Here is a 20,980-nt window from a genome sequence, read left to right as displayed (position 1 = left end):
GAGACCATCGGCAGCATGACGCACATACTGGTCACAGGCGGCAGTGGATTCGTCGGAAAGCACCTCGTCTCGGCGCTGATAGCGCGAGGTCGGCAGGTGAGGGTGCTCGATCTTCAGCCGCCCCCTCGCGCGTTGCCGCAGGTTCAGTATGTCAGGGGATCGGTACTTGATCGCGACCTGGTTGACCGCGCGATGGACGGGGTCGACGAGGTCTATCACCTGGCCGGCCTGCCGGGGATGTGGCTGCCGCGGAAGGCGGATTTTCACGCCGTCAATTTCGGCGGCACCGAGATCGTTATTGAGACGGCGCGCAAGCGCGGCATAAAGCGTTTCCTGCACTGTTCGACGGAATCCATTCTGTTCCGTGCCTCGCCATCAATGGTTCCTGTCGCTGACGATGCGTTGCTGCCGGACGATATGCCGGGTCCATATACGCGCTCGAAAATGCTCGCCGACCGGTTCGCTATGCAAGCGGCCGCATCCGGATACCCGGTGGTTATCGGCTGTCCCACCATGCCCGTCGGGCCTTATGACCACAACGTTACCCCGCCGACGGCGATGCTCCGGTATTTTCTCAAACGACGTCTTCATTTGCATCTTGATTTCGTCGTGAACCTCGTCGATGTCCGCGACGCCGCCGAAGGGCTGATCTTTGCTATGGAGCGCGGACACGCTGGACATCGCTACGTTCTCGGTGGCGAAAGCATGCCGCTAAGACGGGTTCTCGAACTCATGGCTGATATCAGCGGCCGTCGCGTCCGGTACATTCAAGTGAACGGCAAGGTCGCCGAAATGGTCACTGCAACGCTGGAATTCATCGCCGATCACGTGACGCGCCGGCCTCCGTCCGGTACGGCCGAAGGCGTTCGTATCGCATTGCGGGCGGGGGCGTTGTCGATCGAAAAGGCGCAACGAGAGCTGGGCTATGCGCCGGGTCCCGTCGAACCCGTATTGCGTGAGACCATTGCGCATCTGCTTGATGCCGGCCACAATCAACCTGAATGGGATTTAGCGCCGAGTACGCGTTTCACGTCGAGCGCCTGTTCGGCGGTTGATCCAATCGCTTAAGGATGGTCCGCGACATGCTGAACGATCCTGGTCAATGGCTGGCTTTCGCCTTGAGTGGTTGGACCACTAGCTGGCCCACACAGTTGCTCGCCATCATTTGGATTTTGTGGGTCATGAGCTGGGTTTTGGCGTCGTTCTGGTCTGGTCAAACGAAGAAACACGTGATGACCTGGGACTCGCTCAAATACCGCTTCCCCATTCTCGTAGGGGCCATTCTTTTCTTGCCATTGACTGGCAAGGTCCTGGGGGAAAAGCCGCTCTGGCAGTTTGGCAGCCTTGGCATCTACGTGCTCGCCTGCCTTGTCCTTGCGGGGATCTCATTCACATGGTGGGGGAGAATTCATCTCGGACGATTCTGGTCGAACGCGATCACGCACAAGGAAGGCCATCAGGTCATTGACACCGGCCCCTACGGGCTGGTGCGCCATCCGATCTATACGGGGCTTATCGCCGGAATGCTGGTGACGGGTATAGCGGTCGGAACGGTGAGCGCGATGCTGGGGGCGGCGCTGATCTCGCTCGGGATGGGGTTGAAGGCCCGCATGGAGGAGGGCTTCCTCACGGCGGAACTCGGTGTGGATGCCTATGGATCGTATTGCCGTCGCGTTCCGATGCTGATTCCGTTCCTGCCGCGCACCTGACGTCGCTCTGCACCTACCGTTTTCGTCGCGACGCCGCTGACGTCGCGACAGGTGGGACGAGGCGGCGCGGAACCAGGACGGGTTGGCCAACCGACAGCGGTGCACTGTCAGAATACTGATTGGCCTGGGTAAGCGACCACAGCGGTACATGGTTTAGTGCCGCAAGCCTCTGCAAGGTATCGCCCGAACGGGCGAATTGCTGCGTGCCGCTGTCCCACAGCTCCAGCGGGGCATTAGGAGGAACGACGTAGCGCAGCGGCACTGCCTCTCCCTTGGCCGGCAAAGGCGTCGTCGCAAGTTGCGCAATGGCTGTCACCAGTTGCTCGTGGACGGAATCCATCTTGTCGATGTTGATGTGGGTGACTTCGCCGTGCTGCTTCAAATCGAAGCTCGCGTAGTGACCCTGGTAACCCTGCTCCGCCACCACATCGCCGCCGCCCAATATACTGTCGGACAGGAAAATGTTGATGTAACGCTCGACGTTCAGCGGCACCTTCGGGCTTGCCTGAGCCGGATCGATGGTGACCACCAGACTTGCCGAGATGTTTTCGGACCTCAGTATGCCGGCGAACGTCAGGGCGCACAGTCCGCCCATCGAATGACCGATCAGGACGATCGGAGCAGGATCGTTCCGGAAATCGCGGATCGCCTGATCCGCAATCAGCCGACAAATCGTGAATTCGTAGACGTCAGCCCGGATACCGGCTTCCTGGAGACGATTGGTCAGGCGATCCATCCCGCGCGAAAAGATCGGGCCGAGCGCGCCGCGGAACAGGTAGACGCGCGCCTGCGGCTGGGTCGCGGCTGGCGGCGTATCGGGAGCGACCGTCGCGACAGCATTGGTCGTGCGTGCGACCGGACCGGCGACCGCCACATTCCAAACGGCCGACAAGATGCAGACGGAAAGGGCTGCACGGATCACCAGGGCTGCAACCAGCGTCGGACTTCTCATGTACATTCCGCTCGCGATTTAGGCGTAGAGGTGCCGGACCTCGAATGCCGGCCGGGCCACGCCACCCAGCGCTCTGCGGGTGATCTATCGTCGAGGAATTAGCAGAATTTGCGGCGCTCGTAGCTTGGCGCAGCCACCTGAACCGATCGAACCGAACTACTAACGTACCGCCGCGGCGCTTGCCGTGCCGGGCCTCGTCGCGTTTGCCGCTTCTGGTTGCCGCGGCTTCTGCGCCCCCGAAGCTGGTACAGATCGGCCGAAGACGACAGCGTCGATCTCGCTTATCACCTTCTGCTGCATGATCAGGTTCTTTTCGATCGACATGTGCCCGACGCCAGGCACGTCCTGCACGTTCACATTTTCGAGCTTGCCCTGGAATTGTCCGGTTTTCTGAACCGGCGTGCCGGCACCGTTGGCGATATAAAAGTTTATATAGCGTCCTACGCGTCCCGAGAGGCTGGTGCGAAACACCGAATCCAGGCCGATGGCGAGCCTAACGGGAGCGCCAAGCTGATCCAGCTTGGCGACCATGTCGGGAAGCGCGGTCGCCCCCGAGGAATGCCCGACCAGAATGATCGTCTTGATCCTGCCGCTCTTGTATCCGGCGGCGGCTTCGTCGGCGAGCGACGACCAGGAGGCAAAGTTCGCGACAGTGACCGGGATGCCCTGCGCCCGCAGCTTTACTGCAATGTCATCGAGCCCCAGAGAAAAAATATTGAGCACGCCGCGGAGCAGATAGACATGAGCAGTCGAGGCTGCCGACGCGGAACTCCTTGCCTGTGTGGGGCTTGCGCCGATCGCCAGGAGCAGCAAGACCGCAATAGCCATCGCGTGCAGTCGACGCAACGATGCCCGGCAGAAAAAGGATAACCAGCCGACAGAACCGATATCGCCGCGATATGGCTTCATTGCGCTCCTCGAAGGGCTGCGAAGTGTTTCGCCGGCCGACCGTAGCGCCCGCACGCTCGGAACTGCAATAAACGTGGCGTGAACAGTCGCAATTTACCAACACGACGTGTCTCCGCCGCAACACCGAGACTCGTCGATGGCTTTCGCCAGGCGCCCAGAGCAGAACGCGATCGTGCCCCGGGCGGAAATGCTGCGAATTTCTGGTCCTTGGAACTCTGAGGCCAAGGCCGCTCCTTCATTCAATTGCGGGCAAGTCACGATTGCGACGGTCCGACCACTCAGGTCTCGACCAGCAGGTGACTCGAGCGGTGTGCACCCGATAGTGCGGTCGCGGTACCGAAACGCAACAGACGACCACAATCAGATGTCAAAAGTAGAACTGAAATGAGGGAACCCACCAGACTCAGGCCAGACTCAGGTTAGATTCCGTGCAGCTTGAATTTGGCGGGGGGCACCAATGCCATACTTAAATTTTGATCTCGTCATCGGCGCGGAGCTCAAAAACCAGGGCGGCATGTTTCTCGAAAACACAGAAAATGCGATCGATAAGGCCGAAAGCCTCGCGAGCGAGCTTCGCATCGTTCGTCCCGAGCTGTGTTCCACGGGATGTGCTGTGCGTGTCACCGACGGAGACAGTAACGAGCTCTACCGTACTCCGGTCGAACTTATCGGCCGCGGATGAAATCGTCCCGTCGCGTACGATGTGTCGTAAGCGCACGGGATCGAATTGGCCTGAAGTGTAGGTTACGGCAAGGGCAGTAGTTGAGTTGGTGGCGATTTCTTGCCGAGGGGGCAGCTCGTTCGGTCCTTGAGGGAATGAATCTGAGCTGCAGATCCGTTGGAATGGTTCGGATCAGATGCCGATGACTCGGTCGCACTCATAAGCTCGGCCACGTCGGCATTCGATGACGATTCCACGTAACTAACAACGGCGAACGTAAGGGCGAACAGGGTAAAAAGCCCGACCACTGCTATCGTGCCCATTCCCTGGCAATCGATTTGGCTATTGAATAATGGCATGGCTCGTCTCCCGAAGCCGGGTTTGCGACGGCCTTAAATCAACTCGCGATTCTCAACTGTGAACTGCCTCACGTCTCACGCTCACTTGATGCCGAGACAGAATGCCGGACGTCTTCTTGCTTGGGCGATTCGTCGCGCAATGAGCATCACCGGTCTTATGGCTTGATCCCGATCTTCTCTCTGATCGCACCAAGCTCGGCCTCGTCCCAGATGCCGATCAAAACGCCGTTCTTGACCTGCAATTGCTGGGCGGCATAGGCGGCAATTTTTGCGTTCGGCGTGGTGATGTGCATCTTCGGGTGCAGCGCCCAATCGAACAGCTCCGACTGCAGCCGCGCCACGATATCGGCGCAGGCGGGATCGGCGCCGCGGTCGAAAAATTCCTGCGGATCGGTTTCGAGATCGTAGAGCATCGGCCGGAAGCCGGACGCATGGATGAATTTCCAGCGGCCGTCGAACACCATGAACAGCCGGCAGCGCTCGATCGGCTGGTTCAGCATCACGCGGACGTCCTGCATGGCGTAGTCGTATTCGGAGAACACCACCTTGCGCCAATCGGCAGGCTTGTGGCCATGCAACAGCGGCACCAGCGAGCGCCCTTCCAGGATGTGATCCGGCGGCGTTGAGCCGAAATAGTCGATGAAGGTCGGCGCCAGGTCGATCGCCTCGACCAGCGCATCGCTGACCGTGCCGCGCGTGGCATCGGCAGCAGGCGAGGGATCGATCACGATCAGCGGGATTTTGGCCGATTGCTCGTGGAACAGATCCTTCTCGCCCATCCAGTGATCGCCGAGGTAGTCGCCATGGTCCGACGTGAACACGATCATGGTGGTGTCGAGCAGACCGCGCGCTTCCAGGAAGCGCATCAAGATGCCCATCTGGTCGTCGATCTGCTTGATCAGGCCCATATAGGTCGGAATAACCTTCTCGCGCGCCTCGTTGCGCGACATGTTGCGGGAATAGCGCACGTCCATATAGGCGGCGAACACCGGATGCGCGTTGGCGCGTTCCTCCTGCGAGCGGATCACCGGCTGCACGTCCTGCGGACCGTACATGCTGGCGTAGGGCTCCGGCGCGATATAGGGCCAGTGCGGCTTGATGTAGGACAGATGCAGGCACCATGGCCTTCCGTCGTCCTCGGCTTCCGCGATGAACTCCATCGCGCGCCGCGTCATATAGGGCGTCTCGGAATGCTCGTCCGGCACCCGCGCGGCTTTATCGGCGTGAACCAATAGCCAGCCGTTCTGCAAGGTCCCATCTTCCGCCGCGCCGGAATTGGCCCAGTGCTCCCAGGGATTGGGCGCGTCATAGCCGTGCTGGCGTAGATAATTGTCGTAGGCCGGGCGCGGCCGTCCCGTCGGATGCAGGCCATCGTCGCGCTCATAAGGCTCGAAGCCGCATTCCGACACATGCACGCCGATGATCGAGTCGGCGGGGATACCGAGATTCTTCAGTCCCTCCAGGTCGGGCGCCATATGCGTCTTGCCGACCAGGACGTTGCGCACGCCGATCTTCTTTAAGTGATCGCCGAGCGTCGGTTCGCCGACGCGCAGCGGCCAGCCGTTCCAGTGCGAGCCATGCGAGCGCATGTAGCGGCCGGTATAGAACGACATCCGTGACGGCCCGCAGATCGGCGACTGCACATAGGCGTTCGAGAACAACACGCCGCGTTTGGCCATCGCGTCGATGTTCGGCGTCTTCAGCACAGGGTGGCCGGTGCAGCCGAGATAATCGTAGCGAAGCTGGTCGCACATAATCCAGAGCACGTTCTTCGCAGGCGTCTTGGCTGTCATCTCAGGCATTTCGGGTGTCATCGGGAAGGGGCCGGGATGGTGCGATATGTCAGCGCAAATGACAATCGAGCGGGCGACCAAACCCGAGGCGTTAACATTTGGATAGCGCCATTTCTCGCAATTGAATGGCGATCCACGGTTGCGCGTTAGCCTTACCGCCAGTTTGGCCGGCCGCCTTAACCCTTGGACCGGCGTGTTGGATTAAATTGGGACTCGGAAAACCGGATCCCAAGCAATGCGCATTGGCGTCACACTGGCACTTTTGATCGCGACGATTTCGGCCGCCTTTGCCGGCGGCGGCTTCGAGATCGTGATTCCGGGCCGTCCCGGCGTTCCCGTCATCATTAACGGCGTCGACGCATCCTATGCGGTGGTCGAGGGTGACTGGGGCCTCGGCAAAGGCACCCATGTCGAGCCGACCATCTATGGCGGCCGCTATGTCGATCCGGTGCCGCGCGTCGGTCATTACTATCCGAGCGCCGGCCGCATGCCCGGTTACGGGCGCCTGGAAATCGAGCCGCCGGCGAACCGGCGGCTGCCGCAACCGGCGGAGAGCTACCATCAGTCCTGGTCGGCGCAGTCGGCACCGCTGCCGGCGCAGTCCAACGTGCCGGTGGATCCGCCCGAGATCATCTACGCGCCGCGCGACGACAGGCGATGGCCGCACCACCTTCCACGTTGAGAAGACCAAGCAAATACGAACAGGAGAGAGTAGTAATGCGTCAGATACTTAAAGGATTGATCGCGGCAGTGGCCGTCATGGCCGCCGCGCCCGCGATGGCCTGCGGTTACGCCCCTTGCGCAGCGCCGGTCTATGTCGCACCGGCCGTGACCTACGGCTATGCCGGCTGCAGCCCCTGCGGCGGCTGGGTCCGCGAGCGTCTGCCCGATCCGGAGCAGCAGTATTATTATGTCAACCAGGGCCCGACCTATACCGGTCCGGGCAACTGGGCTCCGCGTCCGGTCTATCGCGAAAGTTCGATCTCCGGTTACGGCTATGGCTACAACCGTCCGTATCGCGCGTACCGCCACTATCATCGCCACAGCTATCACCACGGCTACGCGCCGCGCTATTACCACGGTCAGCGCGTGCTGCGTCGGTACTACTGATCCCGCAGTATCTGAAAGCTTCAGCGCCCGTTCGCTTGTCGCGAGCGGGCGTTGTTCATTTCGTAAGTCCCAATCGGCTCGCGCCGATGTAGAGCGCCAGAACTGCGGCGTTCGACACGTTCAGGCTCTTGATCTCGCCGGGCACGTCAAGCCGCGCCACCGCGCGGCACGTCTCGCGGGTCAGTTGCCGCAGGCCCTTGCCCTCGGCGCCCAGCACCAGTGCCAGCGGTTGCTGCAAGGGCACGGCGGCGAGGTCATCGGTCCCCTCGCTGTCGAGCCCGACCGTCAAGAAGCCGCGGTCATTCAGTTCAGTCAGCGCGCGGGCGAGATTTTGCACGGTCACCAGCGGCACCAGTTCCAGCGCGCCGGAGGCGGATTTCGCCAGCACGCCGGTTGCTTCCGGGCTATGGCGGGCGGTTGTGACGATCGCCTTCACCGCAAAGGCGGCCGCCGAGCGCATGATGGCGCCGACATTGTGCGGATCGGTGATCTGGTCGAGCACCAGCACGATGCCTTCCTGCGGCAGCGTTTCGATATCGGGCGAGGGTAGGGGATCGGCCTCCGCCAACAGCCCCTGGTGTACCGCGTCCGGGCCGAGCCGCTGGTCGATCGCGTTCGGCCGGACGATCTCGGGGGGAACGCGGGTGTCGATATTTTCGTCCGCCAGCCGCCGGGCGGCGTTTTCGGTCAGGAACAGCTTTCGAATCCGCCGCTCGGGGTTAGCGAGGGCCGCCGAAACCGTGTGCCAGCCATAGAGAATCACCGGCCCGTCGGGGCTCGAGTCCCGGTCGCGCCAGCCCGGCGGACGGGCGAATTTCCGCCCTTTTTCGAAGTGTTTGCCGCCGCCGCGGCGGAACGGCGGTTTTCGGTCGCGATCGCTCATGGGGAGCTTGTGTCACGGGGGCCGGAATATGGCAATTTGGCCTCATCGAACCTATTTTTGGTGGTCCGTGTTGGTTGACTTTGCCATCCCGCTTCGCCCATAAACGCGCCGGTCGCAGCCGTTTCGAAACGGGCTTTCGGCCTCAGCGTCATCCTTGGGTCCGGTCCTCCGCCACTCGGGCGGCCGGTTCGGTGACGTTGTCGGACGGGGAAGTGTCCCGAGTGGCAAAGGGAGCTGACTGTAAATCAGCCGCCGTATGGCTTCGAAGGTTCGAGTCCTTCCTTCCCCACCATCCTGCTTCGCGCCAACGCGCTTCGCAGGATTGGAGCCTGCCTGACCGCGAAGCAGGATGCCCTCCGAAGCCTTGGCGAAGGAGGGCCGCTCCAGATGCACTACGTGTACTTGTTACAAGCGAGAGCTTTTCCGACCGACGTTACGTCGGAATGGCGTCTGATGTTCAGAGGCGACTGTCGGACCATAATGCGGGCAGGTCTCCCCATACCTCTAAATTTTTTCCTTGGAAGCTGGTTACATACGTTGCGTTCTCGAACGAACAGAAGGCGCGCACATTCGAGCGCTATCTGAAATCCGGCTCTGGGCACGCGTTTGCCAGAAAACGGCTTTGGTAGACTGGCCCAACCCAGCCGCCAGCAGGCCAAGCCCCCGGAATTCAACGACAGGTACTCGGGCGGAACGGAAGCGCTGTTCGTTCGGTATCACCGAACTCCACAGCATACAGTTCCCGAACAGTTCGGTGGCACTCGCACGCGCGGCGCTGCAGGAGATTCACATCCAGAATGCTTATGTTGCCCCTGCTGTACGAGATCAGCCCTTCCTTTTGCAGTTGGCTGGCAACGCTGGTTACGCTGGTTCGCCTCACACCCATCATCTGCGCCAAAAACTCCTGCGTCACCGGCAGTTCGGTGCCCACGAGATCGCACATCCGGACCAGCCACTTGCACGTCCGCTGTTCAACGGTGTGAACCGCGTTGCAGGCAGTCGTCTGCTGCACCTGGGCGAGAAAGAATTGTTCGTACTTGATAAGCAGCGCGAGCAGGTCAGGAGAGGACAGGGCAACCGCTTTGAGGTGCTCCGCATCCACGACGCTCGCAAAGCCGGATACCTGGACCACCACTTTATGCAGCGACGCCTTGCTATCCAGCGCTTGTGCAGCTCCGAAAGCACCATCGTTTCCGATCATGCCGCTTTCGATCGCCCAACCGTCTTCCAGTTCAACAACGGAGGAAAGTATGCCGCCGTGCGGGAAGTACACCTGATTGATGCGCGCGCGGCTCTCCGCAACGACCTTGCCGCGTTGCATTTCGATAACGCGAAGATGCGGCCGGAGATCTTCAAGATCGACAGGGCTTGCTCGGGACAGAATACGATTTTTTGAGTGAGGCATCGTGGTCTCCTGATCCTTTGCAGGCGGGAGCACAACACTCTCAGTCACCGACGCCCACGGGCACTGGTTTTGTCGGTGATGCATTCAATGTGGGGATCGGAGACCGCGATAGCGAGTCACTTATTGTGTCGTATTTTGAGCCCCTTGCAGTGCAGTATGGTGAAGCATCAGCCCTGACCGGGTCCGCTCGAGGCTTCCGGCAACGCTTCACCGGGGAGATAAAGTCTGATCGGGCGGATTTCGTAGACGGCGGACGGATTGACACGCCGCAGGTCGCGGGCAATCGCGATCGCTTCCTCCTCGTTGGCGCAATTCAATACGTACAGACCCAGCAACTGCTCCTTGGTCTCGGCAAACGGGCCGTCGATAACCATTCCCGCGCCCGGTCCGCGCAGGGTGCGGGCTTCCGCCGTACCGCCGAGCCGCGCCGCCGGCCCGAGCACCTTCTTGGCGTTGAGCCGCTCATGCACGGCCAGCAATTCGGTCATCAGGGCCGCGTCCTCTTCCGCCGTCCAGGATGTGACCTCGGCTTCGACGTGATAGGCCAGCATGGCGTAGAGCATAGCTTTCTCCTTTATGGCGGGCCGGACTGGCTGCCTTTCGAGGACGTTTTGCGGCAGCCGATCTCGACAAACGGTGGCACGAAACAGTCCGGAAACACGATATACCCGTTGCCTCTTGAACGTGCAGTGGGAAGCCCACGACTGATGAGCAGAACGCGAGCCAACGCGCACCCTTCACGGAGACGGTCATGCGAAGCAAGCCAGCCACGATCATTTGCGATGCCGCCAGGTCCTGCGGGTCGCCGTCATCGTCGCAGGCCGGCGACTGGCACGACGTCACCGGCCATCACCGTTATTACGGCGGTTCGGCCATCAATGGTGGCGAGCGCATTGTCGAAAACCGCCGCGGCCGACGTCCGCGCTTCGTCAATCTCTGCGGCTTTTGATCGGCAATTAAGCAATTAAAAAGGCGCGGCGGGAGAACTCCCGTCGCGCCCCAACTGTTGTGCTCGCTGGTCCAGGGCTGAGAACGCCCCGATGCCAGGCCAAAAGACAAGCCTAGCGGGCGATCCCAGCGAGGTGACAGCGCTTGGTGTAAGACACTGGATCACCTCCTTTCATTGTTGATGGAAACGTCAATATAGGCGGCGAATCAGCCCCTGTTAAGGGCCGGTCGCCGGGAACGGCGGCCTTGTGCACGGATGAGCGGCGCCGCCCCGGGCGGGTTGAGGCCGCTTGCGCGGCGTGTTAGGTCAACGGCAACGCGGGTGTAGCTCAATGGTAGAGCAGCAGCCTTCCAAGCTGAATACGAGGGTTCGATTCCCTTCACCCGCTCCATTTCATTGCCTGCCGCGAACAAGCTGATGCCAGCCACGGCGTCGGCGGGAAGCGAGCAGTCTTTGTTGAATGACAGACAGGCGGCAGGTCTGATGCGCATCATCTACTTCAGCCTCGGTTGGGTGATGGTTGCGCTCGGCGTGATCGGCTTGGTGATGCCGCTGATGCCGGGGGCGGTTTTCCTGATCGTTGCAGTGGCGTGTTTTGCGCGCTCGTCGCCGCGGTTCGAGGCATGGCTGCTAGATCATCCGACACTTGGCAAACCGCTGCGGGATTGGCGCGCCGCCGGAGCCATTCCGCGGTCGGCCAAGGCCATGGCTTGCGTGGGAATGGCGATCGGGTTTCTCGTGTTCTGGTACAGCGTCGACCCGTCATTGCCGCTTGCGGTAGCGGTGGCGGTCATGTTCTTTGCCTGTGCCGCCTACGTTTTGTCACGCCCGGCAATGGCCGATGAGGGCGGCATCTAGGCGTCGCTACTGAAGGAACCACGTCAGCGGCCGCTCGCCCTGGCCAGCCGGGCCTAAGTGGCTTGCCTGGTCCGTTCCAGGAAGTCTTCGAGGCCGACCGGTACTTCGTCCAGGTCGATGCAGCGCGCGCGGAGTTCGTCAGCGATATCGCTCGTCACGTCGCGCGACCATCCTTCCCCGACGTTGAAGGCGACGATGCGTACCGGGTTGACGTACTGGCCTTCGAGCAGTTCGCGGATCAGCGTGGCCCGCCCGGTACTCTCCTCGCTGGTCTCGCGCCATGCCCTTCCAATCCGACCCAGATCGTCGAGCACGAGGTAGACGTCGCGGTCTCCACCTTCCGGCACGATGGACGGCGTACGCATTTGCGAGACTCGAAACAGACACACCGTCGATTCAAAGCGCGACCTTGTGAGTCGTTCCTCGATCGATGCGCCCTCCGCAACTGGCGGAGAGCGTGGGGAGACTTTCTTCGCAGGCTGGGGCGGGCACCGAAGTACGGTGCTCGCCCTCCTTTGCTTTAAGCTAATCGAATGGCGCCGGGAGTTGGCGGCAGCCTCAAGCGCCCATCATTGGGAAGCGTTCCGCCGAGGCGGGCGCGCAATGCGCCTCCAATCTTTTGTAGCGCGCGAACCTCGATCTGGCGGATGCGCTCGCGGGACACGCCGAAGGTGGCGCCAAGCTCCTCCAGGGTTTTCGGCTGTTCGGCCAGGAAGCGTGATCCGATGATATGCTGTTCGCGGGCCGTCATGCCGGCGAGTGCGTCTTTCAATGCGCTCCTTACCTGGTCGCGATCTTGTGCTTCCGACAACAGGCTTTCGGGATCCGGCGCCGGATCAACCAGGCAGTCCTGCATTTCCTCGGAACCGTCCTCCCGCGTCCTGGGCAGGTTGAGCGAAATGTCACCGCGCATCCTTCCATTCATCTCGACGACATCGCGGGAACCGACCCCCAGTTCGTCGGCAATGTATTTGACCTGCTCGGGCGAAAGATCGCCGTCCTCGCCTGCGGAAATCCGGCCTTTCAGTTTTCGCAGCTTGAAGAACAGTTTCTTCTGGGCGGCGGTCGTGCCAATTTTCACCAGCGACCAGGACTTCAGGATGTACTCATGGACGGTCGCCTTGATCCACCACATCGCATAGGTGGCGAGCCGAACACCTTTTTCGGGTTTGAACCGCTTCACCGCATGCATCAGGCCCAGATTCGCTTCCGAGATCAGGTCGGCGATGGGAAGGCCATAGCCGCGATAGCGCAGCGCCAGCTTCGCAGCCAGCCGGAGGTGACTTGTCACCAGGCGATAGGCCGCTTCGCTCTCGCCGTGTTCGTGCCAGCGGCGCGCGTACATGGCCTCGTCGGCCGCACTCAGCAGCGGAAACTTTCTGATAGCGGCGAGGTAGCGGGAGAGCCCGCCTTCCGAGTGAAGCGCAGGTAGGTTCGATAGAACTGACAGGGTGCTCATATCCAATTCCTCCTCAGAGCAAAGTGGGTGCGAGCTACCGAGCATGTGCCGGGCCCGGAAACGGCGCCCGAGCGCATCAAGCCGGAGCGTCCACAAAATGTCGTTGCTTGCAGATTGTTCCATTGAAAATGGCTTGAAAGCCGAAGGCGGTCAGCGGCTTGCAGGTCGAGGGGTGCAGCCCCTGGCCGCCTCCGTCGGCCAATGACAACCGGCCAATGACACCTTACGCCGCCACGGCTTGAGCCGCTTGTGCCGGCGCCGGCGCGGCACTCTCCGCCGCAGCGTTGCCGCGCTCGAGAGCCAGCAGGGCAAGCTCGACCTCGTGAAGGCGCGAGGGCCGGTCGTTCTCCGGCATGCCCTCGTTGGTCGCCTGGTCGATCAAATATTCGGTCCAGGCCCAGTCGATCAGGATCGAGCGTTTTGCATCGAGCGACAGGCTCGGATCGCACACCACCGCCATGGGCCAAGCCCAGCCTTCCTCGCCCCGGCAATCCTGCCGGGCTTCCGCACCGGCAACGGCCTTGTCATAGCTCTCCCGAAGGGAACCGAGCCCAAGGCGTTCTAGGGTCTCATCGGAGAAGGCGTGCTTCATCTTGCGGGACTGTCGCTGGTTTGCGTTCTGCTCCTCGGTCGCCTCAACGACATAGGGAAGTCTCTGCCGCTCGGCGTAGCGGATCGCCGACCTAAGCGTCGGGAAGCTGAGCTCGACGGTCGCGAGCGGGTCATCATCCCCGGTCCATCCCATCAGGGGTTCGACATAGGGGGCGCTGCGGCGCTCGAAGGTGAGCCGCCAGCCCTTGGTGCCGGCCTTTCCCGAGGTCATTGCGGATCGTGCGGGCCGAAAGATGCGCGCTACCGCATCCCTCGGGAAGGGGGACGAGGTCAAGCGTCGGTCCGGCATATGATTGTCGTTCGCGGCGAATGCCGCTTCCGATGTCGTCGTTTTCAGTTCGTCAATTCTAACCCTCTCCATTTTTTGTCCCTCCCACTTCTGGCGAAGGAAAACCATCCGCGGCTTGGCATCCGGCAAGCCGCCCATGCGTCATTGATCGGTCCGGCTACGACCAAATCGACAGCCGGTCAGGAGGGGCACCCCTTGCAGATATCCGGGACAATCTCCTCGGCTCGGAAGGGCGGGATCACCACGGTGGTCGTTCGGTTGGACCTTGTGTTCCGACCGGCCGCCGGCCGCTCCGGCGCTTCCGTCTGAACCGCGGCAGTCGCACTGCCAGGCTGCTTCGGCTTTTTCCCCTGCGCACCGGCCGCTTCGGTTGCGCTGAACAGCATGGCGAATGCGACGAAAGCTGCGAGCAGACCGCGCATCGTTCTTTCCTCAGCGTTAGCGCTTGCGAGGAGAGAGCCTGATGCGCCAGTTCCTGGATGCCGCCGCGATCCGATCGGCCAGTCGCCCGAGCAGACGGACGATTGCCGTGCTCCAACGCAGCACCGACTGGGCGTGATCTGTCATCTTCATAACCACATCCTCCTGAAAGCAACGTGGACTCCCAAGCGCCTTCTCCATTCGGGATCCGGCGCGCCAACCCTGCACAGGCCTTGGCGGCGGCCGATTTAGGAAAGCGCCGTGCGACGTCAAGAGGTGCGACGCTCGGACGCGGCGGCGCGCGCGCGCGGTACTCGTTCCGCAATGGCCGGACGCCATTCTGCGAACCATCACCACGGCGGCGGTGATGTGGCGCGCCGTGCTTCAAGGTCGATGGAGGCGGTGAAAAAATGAAAAACGTGCGCCGGTTGTGCCCTTGCAACCAAATCGAACCCTTCTAGTTCTTGTGGTGCCACAGGTGTGGCACCGGATGCCGTCAGGGTCCGGCCAAGGCCGCCGGGAACGTCCCGGCGTAGCTCCTATCCATGTTGCTCAAAGGAGGATGTGGTTATGAGAACCTACGATCTATCCCCGTTCTGGCGTTCGAGCGTCGGGTTCGATCGCCTGTTTGACCTCGTCAACGACACGGTGAACGACAGCGACACTTATCCGCTGTATGACATCGAGCGTGCCGGCGAGGACCAGTACCAGATTTCACTGGCGCTGGCCGGTTTCAGCCCGGAAGAGATCACCATCACCGCGGAGCAATCGACGCTCACGGTTGAGGGCCGCAAGGCTGACAAGGGTGTTCACGACTACCTGTACCAGGGAATCTCGATGCGGCCGTTCCGCCGCCTATTCAACCTGGCGGAGTACGTCCAGGTGAAGGATGCGACCTTCGAAAACGGCATGCTCAAGATCACGCTGGTTCGGGAAGTGCCGGAGGCGATGAAGCCGCGTCGCGTCGCGATCGAGGCCGCCGACAACGGCAAGCAGATCGAACACCAGCAAAGCGAACATCAGCAGGCGGCCTGACGGAGTTGTCGTTCAAGGCTGTCGAACCACCTGTGCGCGGCTCGGCCGCGCGGGTGATCTCTGTCCACTGAACATGAAGAACAGAAAGGAGGAACTATGGCACTACGCGATCTCATTCCGTGGAACAACGGCTCTCGTGATCTGAGCCTGCACCGCAATGAACCCAATCCGTTCCTCGCGCTTCATCGCGAGATGAATCGGCTGTTCGACGATGCGTTCCGCTCGTTCGACATTGCTCCGTTCAGCTCCCAGGCGATGGGTTGGCCGAGCGTCGAGGTTAACGAGACCGAGAAGGAAGTCAAAGTGATTGCTGAACTCCCCGGTCTCGAAGAGAAGGACGTCAATGTCGAACTCAGGGACGGCATGTTGACCATCAGCGGTGAGAAGAAGAGCGAGACCGAAGACAAGGAGCGTCGCTTCAGCGAGCGCTACTACGGGCGCTTCGAGCGTTCCGTCCCGGTCGATGATGTCGATCAGGACAATGTCGGGGCCTCGTTCAAGAATGGCGTTCTCACCGTGACGCTGCCGAAGTTACCGACCGCGCAGCAGAAGGTGAAACGGATCGCCATCAACGGCAAGTAATCGCGGGGCGGGCGGGAGCCTCACGCGCTCGCCCGCGCCGAGGGTGCTGCCAATCAACAACGACAGCTCTATCGAACTGCAACAGTGAATTGAAAGGAGCCAATGTAAGGAGTTACAACGATGAACACCGTCTGGAAAAAGGACATGATCGCCGATGTGGTCAACCTCGTAATCGGCCTGGCCTTGTTCGTGTCGCCATGGGCCTTGGGGTTCGCCGCTGAAAGTCCCACGAACTGGAATGCGTGGTTGAGTGGCATCCTGATCGCGGCGCTTGCGGTAGCAGCGCTGGCGGTATTCGCCGAATGGCAGGAGTGGCTAGCTCTTGCCGCCGGCGTTTGGGTGGCGCTGTCGCCGTGGGTGGTGCAATTCTCGGCCAACCAGACCACCACGACACTCCACGTCATCGCCGGGATCGTGGTGGCGGCCGTTGCGGCTCTGCGCCTCTGGTATCTGCACCAGAGTCCTCCTCGCGTGACGGCCTGATGCTTGGCGAGGGAGGCCGTTGCCGGCCTCCCTTCGCTGGGGCGGGCGTCAGTTTGCTTGCGGATCGAGGGTGAACTCGCCCGCGGTCCGTATTTCCCTGCCTAGCACTGCGCCTAATTGCTTCCAGTGAGGGCACCCGCAAGCCGTCGCCGGCTGTCATGAACGATTGCTCATGACAGCCGGCCGGCCGGAGCCCAGCGCCGTGCTCAATTGTCCTTGCGCGCAGCCGCTGGGGAGGCCTCGGCTTTGTGGGCATTGGCCGCTGCCGAAATTGCGGCCATGGCCGAGAGTTCGAGTTGCGGCGCGGCGTGCTTGCGCAGCATCTTCTGATAGATCTTGACGTAGTCCGCGGCCATCCGCGCAGCCGAGAACCGCTCCTCGAAGCGGGCGCGGATCGCCTTGCGGTCCAGCGCCAGCAAGTCCGGAACCGCGTGCACCGCCTCATCGATGTCGGAGACGATCCGGCCGGTCAGCCCATCCTCGATGATTTCCGGGACCGATCCGCAACGGAATGCCAGCACCGGCGTGCCACATGCCATCGCTTCGATCATTACCAGGCCGAAGGGTTCGGGCCAGTCGATCGGGAACAGCAGCCCGGCGGCCTGACCGAGGAATTCGCCCTTGGCGTTGTCATTGATCTCGCCGATGAATTCGACCCCGCCGCCGTCGAGCATCGGTGCAATGACGTCGCGGAAATATGCGTCGTCCGCCTTGTCGACTTTGGCTGCGATCTTGAGCGGAAGACCCGCCGCGCGGGCGATTGCGATGGCGCGGTCAGGCCGTTTCTCGGGCGAGATGCGGCCGAGGAAGGCCAAATAGCCGCCGTGCCGGTCGAGGCTCGGCGTGTGCAGGCCGACCGGCAGCCCGTGATAGACGGTGCCGACGAAGTTTACGCCCGGGAGGGGCGCCCGCTGCGCGTTCGATATCGAGACCAGCGGCATGTCGGAGAACCTCCGGTAGAACGGCATGTGGTCGGCGAGGTCCTGCCTGCCGTGAAGGGTCGTCAATATCCGGCCGCGCTCGGACCGGAACAGCGGGAAATGCAGATAGTCGACGTGGAAGTGCAGAATGTCGAACTCGTCGGCGCGCTCGCGTACTTTGTCGAGCATGACCATGTGGTGGGGCAGGGCATCGCGGACGTTGGGATCGAGGCGCAGGGCGCGGGGCGTGCAGGGAACGAGCTCGGCCGACGTTATGGAGTCCTCGCTCGCAAACAGCGTCACCTGATGCCCCTGCCGGACCAGCTCCTCGGTCAGGTAGGCAACGACCCGCTCGGTCCCGCCATAGAGCCGCGGCGGCACGCTCTCGAACAGCGGGGCAATTTGCGCAATCCTCATTTTATCTCTCCGTTCGTGTAGTACAGGCCGGTCTTGCCACCGGAGGGCCCGCGGCTGACCGCCTTATTGTTGATCACGTATTGCCTGCGCTGCCGCACATGGCCGGCAGCGCGAGCCTATGAACTTGCAAGGGCCCGACTGGTTCCTGCGATGCTGTCGGGAGAAGGGGCGTCGACACTCCCCGTATTCACGTGGCGCCGGGTCGCGCGGCTCGCCGGCAACGAGGCGATAGCCGGTCAGCCCGGCCGGCGTTTGCGCTCGGACGAACCGCGCTGCTCCATCGTTTAAAATTTAGTCAAGATGTCGCTGCTATCGTGCCGCGTCGCGGGGCCCCCGCGGGTGCGGAGCGAACACGCGCTGATTGCGAGCGCGGTGCGTTAACGGCAATTTGGTGCATTTCTTGGGGCGAAATACGCGCTTGCTAACCATGCCTCACGGAACGCCTGGACTCGCCACAAAATCAATCCGATTGAGACACAATGTCGGCGAGTAGGGTTGAAACGGTGCCCGCGCGGCATCACGCGCTCAATCTATTTTGCAGAACATGGGCTCACAGGGGGACTGTAATGGGAGCTATCGGCTTCACTCATTGGCGAATGGATCAATTGTCCTGGGCTTCGGCCCGTGACGCCATGGGCCGGTTCAGCATCACGCCCCGGCGCAACGCGGCAGCGGTGCTGGTGTTGGCAGCGATGGCCGGCTCGATGGTGAGCGATCAGGTGTACGCGGCGCCTCCGGGCAGCAACGAAATCCGGATTGGCAACACCGCTCCCTATACCGGTCCGGCTTCCGCCTACGGCGTCATCGCTAAGGTCATCTCGGCTTATCTGGACAAGGTCAACGCCGAGGGTGGCATCAATGGCCGCAAGGTCAATATGATCACCTATGACGACGCCTACGATCCCAACAAAACCATGGAGATGACCCGCAAGCTGGTCGAGGACGACCAGGTTCTCTTCACGTTGGGGACCATCGGTACGAACACCAACGCCGCGATCCAGCCCTATCTGAACTCAAAGAAGGTCCCGCAGCTTTTTGCCTTGTCGGGCGCAGCAGCCTGGGACCAGCCGCGCGAATTTCCCTGGACCATGGGCTTCCTGCCGACCTACACGGCTGAAGCGCAAATCTTTGCGCAGTATATCCTGGAGAACCATCCCCGCAGCCGGATCGCTGTCCTCTATCAGGAGGATGGCATGGGCAAGGAATACCTGAAGGGCCTGAAGGACGGCCTGGGTGGCAAGGTCGCGATCGTGGCCGAGGCTCCCTACAAAGTCACCGACACCAATATCGATGCGCAGATGGCCAAACTGAAGGCGTCCAATGCCGACGTCTTCATTGAGTTCACCACGCCGAAATTCGCCATCATGGCAATCCGGCGAAGCGCCGAACTCGGCTGGCGGCCGGCACATTTCGTCGCCTCGATCGCCAATTCGTATTCGGCCGTGATTCAGCCGGCGGGCCCGCAAAATGCGGAAGGCCTGCTCTCGGCGGCATACAGGCTGGAGGGCGAAGACGCGGCGGCGGCCGGTGACGTGGCGTTCCGCGAATGGAGCGCCTTCATGCAGCGCTATGTCCCGAGCGTGAGCAAGACCAACGGCCAGGCCGTCCTTGGCTATCTGGTCAGCAGGACCCTGGTCGAGGTGCTGAAGAATTGCGGCGACGATCTCTCGCGCGAAAACATCATGAAGCAGGCCCGCGCGATCAAGGGTATCCAGCTTCCCATGATGGTGCAGGGCATCCTGATCAACACCAGCCCGTCCGATCATGCGCCGATCGAGCAGATGCGGATGATGCGCTTTACCAATGGCCAGTGGCAGCACTTCGGCCCGGTGCGAAGCGGCATCGATCCGGGCGCCGTCTCTGATTCCTTCAAGACGATCTTCAAATACGGCACCGCCACCAAGCGCGATCTGGCCAACCAGCTCAACGCCAATACCGTGAGCCTGATGACGGGTTCGTTCGGCTCCACCTATGCCCAGGTGGGCGCCGATCTCGCCTCCGTGCTCGACAACGGCACCGCGCTGCGGATCCTGCCGGTCATGGGCCGCGGATCGGTGCAGGCGGTGGCGGACATTCTGCTGCTGCGTGGCGTCGACGCGGGCATCGTGCGCAAGGACACGCTCGCCTATCTCGACCGCAAGGACTTCGCCAAGGACATCCGCAACCAGTTCGTCTATGTGGCCAAGATGTTCAACGAGGAGATGCACGTCCTCGCGCCGAAGACGATCACCAGCATGCGGGAGCTCGACGGCAAGACCGTGGTGGTCGATTTGCCCGACAGCTCGACCTTCGTGACGGCGATCAACGTGTTCGAGCGGCTCGGGATCAGGCCGCATCTGATCTACCAGGAGCCGCGACTGGCGGTGGACATGCTGCGCAAGGGTGAGGTCGACGCGATCGTCGCGATCGAAGGCAAGCCGTTGCAATGGCTGAACCAGGTCAACGATCGTAACCTGCATCTGGTCCCGGTCGATTACGCCAAGACGCTGCAGGAGGAATATCTGCCTTCCAAGCTTTCTTCGGCGGACTACCCGGGCCTCGTGCCGGACGGCGGCTACGTCGAGACGGTTGCGGCAGAGGCGGTGCTGGCGTCGTATAACTGGGCGCCGAACAGCGACCGCTACCGTCGCCTGTCGCTGCTGGTGGATACGATGTTCGACAAGGTCGCGCAGTTGCAGCGTCCGCCGTTCCATCCGAAGTGGCGGGAAATGGCGCCGCGGGCGACGGTGTCCGGCTGGACCCGCTTCAAGGCGGCGCAGGAATGGCTCGACCGCAACATGCCGCCGGCGGCCGCCGTATCGGCAGCATCGGGCGCCGTGCCGGCTCCCGCGCCGGTTGCCGCGCCGGCCGCCGCCGCGTTTTCCCCGCAGGAGCGCGATCCTCTGTACCGCGAGTTCCTGGAGTGGCGCGCCAGCCGCGCCAAGGCCGGCACCCGGTAGTCACGGTCATCACGGTTTGACAACGGAACGGCCCGCTTTGGCGGGCCGTTCTATTTTCAGCGACGTCCAGCCCGTTCCCTACAATGCCGCATCCGCTCCTGCTCTCCTATGACCCTCGGAAGGCCGGCTGCCTCGCGCGTCAGCGGGCGGTGAACGGATGGCGTCATGCCGGTAGTGCAGGGCTCAGCCGCACAAAATAGTGTATCGGCAGGCATCAAAGCGCCGGACCCTGGTCT

At 61.9% G+C, this 20,980-nt stretch carries 24 protein-coding genes and 2 tRNA genes; 14 read left to right on the top strand and 12 right to left on the bottom strand.

Going from position 1 to position 20,980, the window contains the following annotated elements; all coding sequences use genetic code 11:
- Positions 1–15: 15 nt before the first annotated feature.
- Both IVA95_RS25850 and IVA95_RS25845 read left to right on the top strand, forming a co-directional pair.
- Positions 16–1,068, top strand: coding sequence for an NAD-dependent epimerase/dehydratase family protein (locus IVA95_RS25850; RefSeq protein WP_247513069.1), 1,053 nt, complete (start codon positions 16–18; stop codon positions 1,066–1,068).
- A 14-nt stretch (positions 1,069–1,082) separates the two neighbouring features.
- Entirely contained in the window at positions 1,083–1,709 is a 627-nt protein-coding gene (locus IVA95_RS25845; protein WP_247513068.1) for an isoprenylcysteine carboxylmethyltransferase family protein, read from the top strand.
- A 13-nt stretch (positions 1,710–1,722) separates the two neighbouring features.
- On the opposite strand, the gene IVA95_RS25840 is transcribed toward IVA95_RS25845, so the two are convergent.
- Together IVA95_RS25840 and IVA95_RS25835 are read right to left on the bottom strand one after the other, a co-directional pair.
- Positions 1,723–2,661: an alpha/beta fold hydrolase gene (locus IVA95_RS25840; protein ID WP_247513067.1), complete on the bottom strand. Its 939-nt coding sequence runs from the start codon at positions 2,659–2,661 to the stop codon at positions 1,723–1,725.
- A 159-nt stretch (positions 2,662–2,820) separates the two neighbouring features.
- A complete protein-coding gene (locus IVA95_RS25835; protein ID WP_247513066.1) occupies positions 2,821–3,489 on the bottom strand; it encodes a hypothetical protein in 669 nt (222 codons plus the stop codon).
- 538 nt (positions 3,490–4,027) lie between these two features.
- Here IVA95_RS25835 and IVA95_RS25830 point away from each other — a divergent pair.
- A complete protein-coding gene (locus IVA95_RS25830) occupies positions 4,028–4,252 on the top strand; it encodes a hypothetical protein (RefSeq protein ID WP_247513065.1) in 225 nt (74 codons plus the stop codon).
- A gap of 493 nt (positions 4,253–4,745) precedes the next feature.
- Here the strand turns inward: IVA95_RS25830 and IVA95_RS25825 are convergent, their stop codons facing one another.
- Positions 4,746–6,392: an alkaline phosphatase family protein gene (locus IVA95_RS25825; protein ID WP_247513064.1), complete on the bottom strand. Its 1,647-nt coding sequence runs from the start codon at positions 6,390–6,392 to the stop codon at positions 4,746–4,748.
- Positions 6,393–6,618: 226 nt separating this feature from the next.
- On the opposite strand from IVA95_RS25825, the gene IVA95_RS25820 reads away from it, so the two are divergent.
- Positions 6,619–7,065, top strand: coding sequence for a hypothetical protein (locus IVA95_RS25820; RefSeq protein WP_247513063.1), 447 nt, complete (start codon positions 6,619–6,621; stop codon positions 7,063–7,065).
- Between the two features lie 35 nt (positions 7,066–7,100).
- Positions 7,101–7,493 (top strand): hypothetical protein, encoded by a 393-nt coding sequence (locus tag IVA95_RS25815; protein WP_247513062.1) that lies wholly within the window; start codon positions 7,101–7,103, stop codon positions 7,491–7,493.
- Positions 7,494–7,548: 55 nt separating this feature from the next.
- Here IVA95_RS25815 and rlmB read toward each other — a convergent pair whose 3' ends face one another.
- A complete protein-coding gene (rlmB, locus tag IVA95_RS25810; protein WP_247513061.1) occupies positions 7,549–8,376 on the bottom strand; it encodes a 23S rRNA (guanosine(2251)-2'-O)-methyltransferase RlmB in 828 nt (275 codons plus the stop codon).
- Between the two features lie 206 nt (positions 8,377–8,582).
- Between rlmB and IVA95_RS25805 the strand changes: the two genes are divergently transcribed.
- Together IVA95_RS25805 and IVA95_RS25800 are read left to right on the top strand one after the other, a co-directional pair.
- A tRNA-Tyr gene (locus tag IVA95_RS25805) sits at positions 8,583–8,668 on the top strand.
- A 151-nt stretch (positions 8,669–8,819) separates the two neighbouring features.
- Entirely contained in the window at positions 8,820–9,005 is a 186-nt protein-coding gene (locus IVA95_RS25800) for a GIY-YIG nuclease family protein (RefSeq protein WP_346658046.1), read from the top strand.
- Between the two features lie 41 nt (positions 9,006–9,046).
- On the opposite strand, the gene IVA95_RS25795 is transcribed toward IVA95_RS25800, so the two are convergent.
- Together IVA95_RS25795 and IVA95_RS25790 are read right to left on the bottom strand one after the other, a co-directional pair.
- Positions 9,047–9,781 (bottom strand): Crp/Fnr family transcriptional regulator, encoded by a 735-nt coding sequence (locus IVA95_RS25795; protein WP_247513060.1) that lies wholly within the window; start codon positions 9,779–9,781, stop codon positions 9,047–9,049.
- 167 nt (positions 9,782–9,948) lie between these two features.
- A complete protein-coding gene (locus tag IVA95_RS25790) occupies positions 9,949–10,344 on the bottom strand; it encodes a YciI family protein (RefSeq protein WP_247513059.1) in 396 nt (131 codons plus the stop codon).
- A gap of 188 nt (positions 10,345–10,532) precedes the next feature.
- On the opposite strand from IVA95_RS25790, the gene IVA95_RS25785 reads away from it, so the two are divergent.
- From IVA95_RS25785 to IVA95_RS25775, 3 genes are all read left to right on the top strand, one after another.
- Positions 10,533–10,730 carry a hypothetical protein gene (locus tag IVA95_RS25785; protein ID WP_247513058.1) on the top strand — a complete coding sequence of 66 codons (198 nt, stop codon included), beginning with the start codon at positions 10,533–10,535 and terminating at the stop codon, positions 10,728–10,730.
- Positions 10,731–11,047: 317 nt separating this feature from the next.
- A tRNA-Gly gene (locus tag IVA95_RS25780) sits at positions 11,048–11,121 on the top strand.
- A 65-nt stretch (positions 11,122–11,186) separates the two neighbouring features.
- On the top strand, positions 11,187–11,588 hold the full coding sequence (locus tag IVA95_RS25775; RefSeq protein ID WP_346658045.1) for a YbaN family protein: 402 nt from the start codon (positions 11,187–11,189) through the stop codon (positions 11,586–11,588).
- A 53-nt stretch (positions 11,589–11,641) separates the two neighbouring features.
- Here IVA95_RS25775 and IVA95_RS25770 read toward each other — a convergent pair whose 3' ends face one another.
- The 5 genes from IVA95_RS25770 to IVA95_RS38850 all read right to left on the bottom strand — a co-directional run bounded on the left by IVA95_RS25770 (position 11,642) and on the right by IVA95_RS38850 (position 14,521).
- The gene (locus tag IVA95_RS25770) at positions 11,642–11,953 is read right to left on the bottom strand and encodes a hypothetical protein (protein ID WP_247513057.1); all 312 of its coding nucleotides are present in this window, start codon (positions 11,951–11,953) and stop codon (positions 11,642–11,644) included.
- 155 nt (positions 11,954–12,108) lie between these two features.
- The gene (rpoH, locus tag IVA95_RS25765) at positions 12,109–13,047 is read right to left on the bottom strand and encodes an RNA polymerase sigma factor RpoH (protein ID WP_247513244.1); all 939 of its coding nucleotides are present in this window, start codon (positions 13,045–13,047) and stop codon (positions 12,109–12,111) included.
- A 223-nt stretch (positions 13,048–13,270) separates the two neighbouring features.
- Positions 13,271–14,020, bottom strand: a complete 750-nt coding sequence (locus tag IVA95_RS25760; RefSeq protein WP_247513056.1) for an ETC complex I subunit — start codon at positions 14,018–14,020, stop codon at positions 13,271–13,273.
- Between the two features lie 107 nt (positions 14,021–14,127).
- Positions 14,128–14,370, bottom strand: a complete 243-nt coding sequence (locus IVA95_RS25755) for a hypothetical protein (RefSeq protein WP_247513055.1) — start codon at positions 14,368–14,370, stop codon at positions 14,128–14,130.
- Between the two features lie 16 nt (positions 14,371–14,386).
- Entirely contained in the window at positions 14,387–14,521 is a 135-nt protein-coding gene (locus IVA95_RS38850; protein WP_256470291.1) for a hypothetical protein, read from the bottom strand.
- 417 nt (positions 14,522–14,938) lie between these two features.
- Here IVA95_RS38850 and IVA95_RS25750 point away from each other — a divergent pair, with 417 nt between their 5' ends.
- The 3 genes from IVA95_RS25750 (at position 14,939) to IVA95_RS25740 (ending at position 16,468) form a co-directional block, all read left to right on the top strand.
- Positions 14,939–15,403, top strand: a complete 465-nt coding sequence (locus IVA95_RS25750; protein ID WP_247513054.1) for an Hsp20 family protein — start codon at positions 14,939–14,941, stop codon at positions 15,401–15,403.
- A gap of 96 nt (positions 15,404–15,499) precedes the next feature.
- Positions 15,500–15,985 carry an Hsp20/alpha crystallin family protein gene (locus tag IVA95_RS25745; protein WP_247513053.1) on the top strand — a complete coding sequence of 162 codons (486 nt, stop codon included), beginning with the start codon at positions 15,500–15,502 and terminating at the stop codon, positions 15,983–15,985.
- Between the two features lie 120 nt (positions 15,986–16,105).
- Positions 16,106–16,468: an SPW repeat protein gene (locus IVA95_RS25740; protein ID WP_213245595.1), complete on the top strand. Its 363-nt coding sequence runs from the start codon at positions 16,106–16,108 to the stop codon at positions 16,466–16,468.
- Between the two features lie 206 nt (positions 16,469–16,674).
- Here IVA95_RS25740 and IVA95_RS25735 read toward each other — a convergent pair whose 3' ends face one another.
- Positions 16,675–17,805, bottom strand: a complete 1,131-nt coding sequence (locus tag IVA95_RS25735) for a glycosyltransferase family 4 protein (RefSeq protein WP_247513052.1) — start codon at positions 17,803–17,805, stop codon at positions 16,675–16,677.
- A gap of 566 nt (positions 17,806–18,371) precedes the next feature.
- Between IVA95_RS25735 and IVA95_RS25730 the strand changes: the two genes are divergently transcribed.
- Positions 18,372–20,744, top strand: a complete 2,373-nt coding sequence (locus tag IVA95_RS25730) for an ABC transporter substrate-binding protein (RefSeq protein ID WP_346658044.1) — start codon at positions 18,372–18,374, stop codon at positions 20,742–20,744.
- Positions 20,745–20,980 lie beyond the last annotated feature (236 nt).

Source organism: Bradyrhizobium sp. 157, from assembly GCF_023073815.1.
Classification (GTDB): Bacteria; Pseudomonadota; Alphaproteobacteria; order Rhizobiales; family Xanthobacteraceae; genus Bradyrhizobium.
Note: the sequence above shows the minus strand (reverse complement) of the source record. Positions and strands in the feature narration are given on the sequence as shown.

Bases quoted from the DNA above. Each gene is read 5' to 3' on its own strand.
- IVA95_RS38850 (WP_256470291.1), bottom strand. From the start codon at position 14,521: ATGAAGATGACAGATCACGCCCAGTCGGTGCTGCGTTGGAGCACGGCA.
- IVA95_RS25760 (WP_247513056.1), bottom strand. From the start codon at position 14,020: ATGGAGAGGGTTAGAATTGACGAACTGAAAACGACGACATCGGAAGCG.
- IVA95_RS25770 (WP_247513057.1), bottom strand. From the start codon at position 11,953: ATGCGTACGCCGTCCATCGTGCCGGAAGGTGGAGACCGCGACGTCTAC.
- IVA95_RS25825 (WP_247513064.1), bottom strand. From the start codon at position 6,392: ATGCCTGAGATGACAGCCAAGACGCCTGCGAAGAACGTGCTCTGGATT.
- IVA95_RS25750 (WP_247513054.1), top strand. From the start codon at position 14,939: ATGAGAACCTACGATCTATCCCCGTTCTGGCGTTCGAGCGTCGGGTTC.
- rlmB (WP_247513061.1), bottom strand. From the start codon at position 8,376: ATGAGCGATCGCGACCGAAAACCGCCGTTCCGCCGCGGCGGCGGCAAA.
- IVA95_RS25795 (WP_247513060.1), bottom strand. From the start codon at position 9,781: ATGCCTCACTCAAAAAATCGTATTCTGTCCCGAGCAAGCCCTGTCGAT.
- IVA95_RS25755 (WP_247513055.1), bottom strand. From the start codon at position 14,370: ATGCGCGGTCTGCTCGCAGCTTTCGTCGCATTCGCCATGCTGTTCAGC.
- IVA95_RS25830 (WP_247513065.1), top strand. From the start codon at position 4,028: ATGCCATACTTAAATTTTGATCTCGTCATCGGCGCGGAGCTCAAAAAC.
- IVA95_RS25740 (WP_213245595.1), top strand. From the start codon at position 16,106: ATGAACACCGTCTGGAAAAAGGACATGATCGCCGATGTGGTCAACCTC.
- IVA95_RS25785 (WP_247513058.1), top strand. From the start codon at position 10,533: ATGCGAAGCAAGCCAGCCACGATCATTTGCGATGCCGCCAGGTCCTGC.
- IVA95_RS25815 (WP_247513062.1), top strand. From the start codon at position 7,101: ATGCGTCAGATACTTAAAGGATTGATCGCGGCAGTGGCCGTCATGGCC.
- IVA95_RS25790 (WP_247513059.1), bottom strand. From the start codon at position 10,344: ATGCTCTACGCCATGCTGGCCTATCACGTCGAAGCCGAGGTCACATCC.
- IVA95_RS25735 (WP_247513052.1), bottom strand. From the start codon at position 17,805: ATGAGGATTGCGCAAATTGCCCCGCTGTTCGAGAGCGTGCCGCCGCGG.
- IVA95_RS25845 (WP_247513068.1), top strand. From the start codon at position 1,083: ATGCTGAACGATCCTGGTCAATGGCTGGCTTTCGCCTTGAGTGGTTGG.
- IVA95_RS25835 (WP_247513066.1), bottom strand. From the start codon at position 3,489: ATGGCTATTGCGGTCTTGCTGCTCCTGGCGATCGGCGCAAGCCCCACA.
- IVA95_RS25730 (WP_346658044.1), top strand. From the start codon at position 18,372: ATGGGAGCTATCGGCTTCACTCATTGGCGAATGGATCAATTGTCCTGG.
- rpoH (WP_247513244.1), bottom strand. From the start codon at position 13,047: ATGAGCACCCTGTCAGTTCTATCGAACCTACCTGCGCTTCACTCGGAA.
- IVA95_RS25820 (WP_247513063.1), top strand. From the start codon at position 6,619: ATGCGCATTGGCGTCACACTGGCACTTTTGATCGCGACGATTTCGGCC.
- IVA95_RS25840 (WP_247513067.1), bottom strand. From the start codon at position 2,661: ATGAGAAGTCCGACGCTGGTTGCAGCCCTGGTGATCCGTGCAGCCCTT.
- IVA95_RS25800 (WP_346658046.1), top strand. From the start codon at position 8,820: ATGGCGTCTGATGTTCAGAGGCGACTGTCGGACCATAATGCGGGCAGG.
- IVA95_RS25850 (WP_247513069.1), top strand. From the start codon at position 16: ATGACGCACATACTGGTCACAGGCGGCAGTGGATTCGTCGGAAAGCAC.
- IVA95_RS25745 (WP_247513053.1), top strand. From the start codon at position 15,500: ATGGCACTACGCGATCTCATTCCGTGGAACAACGGCTCTCGTGATCTG.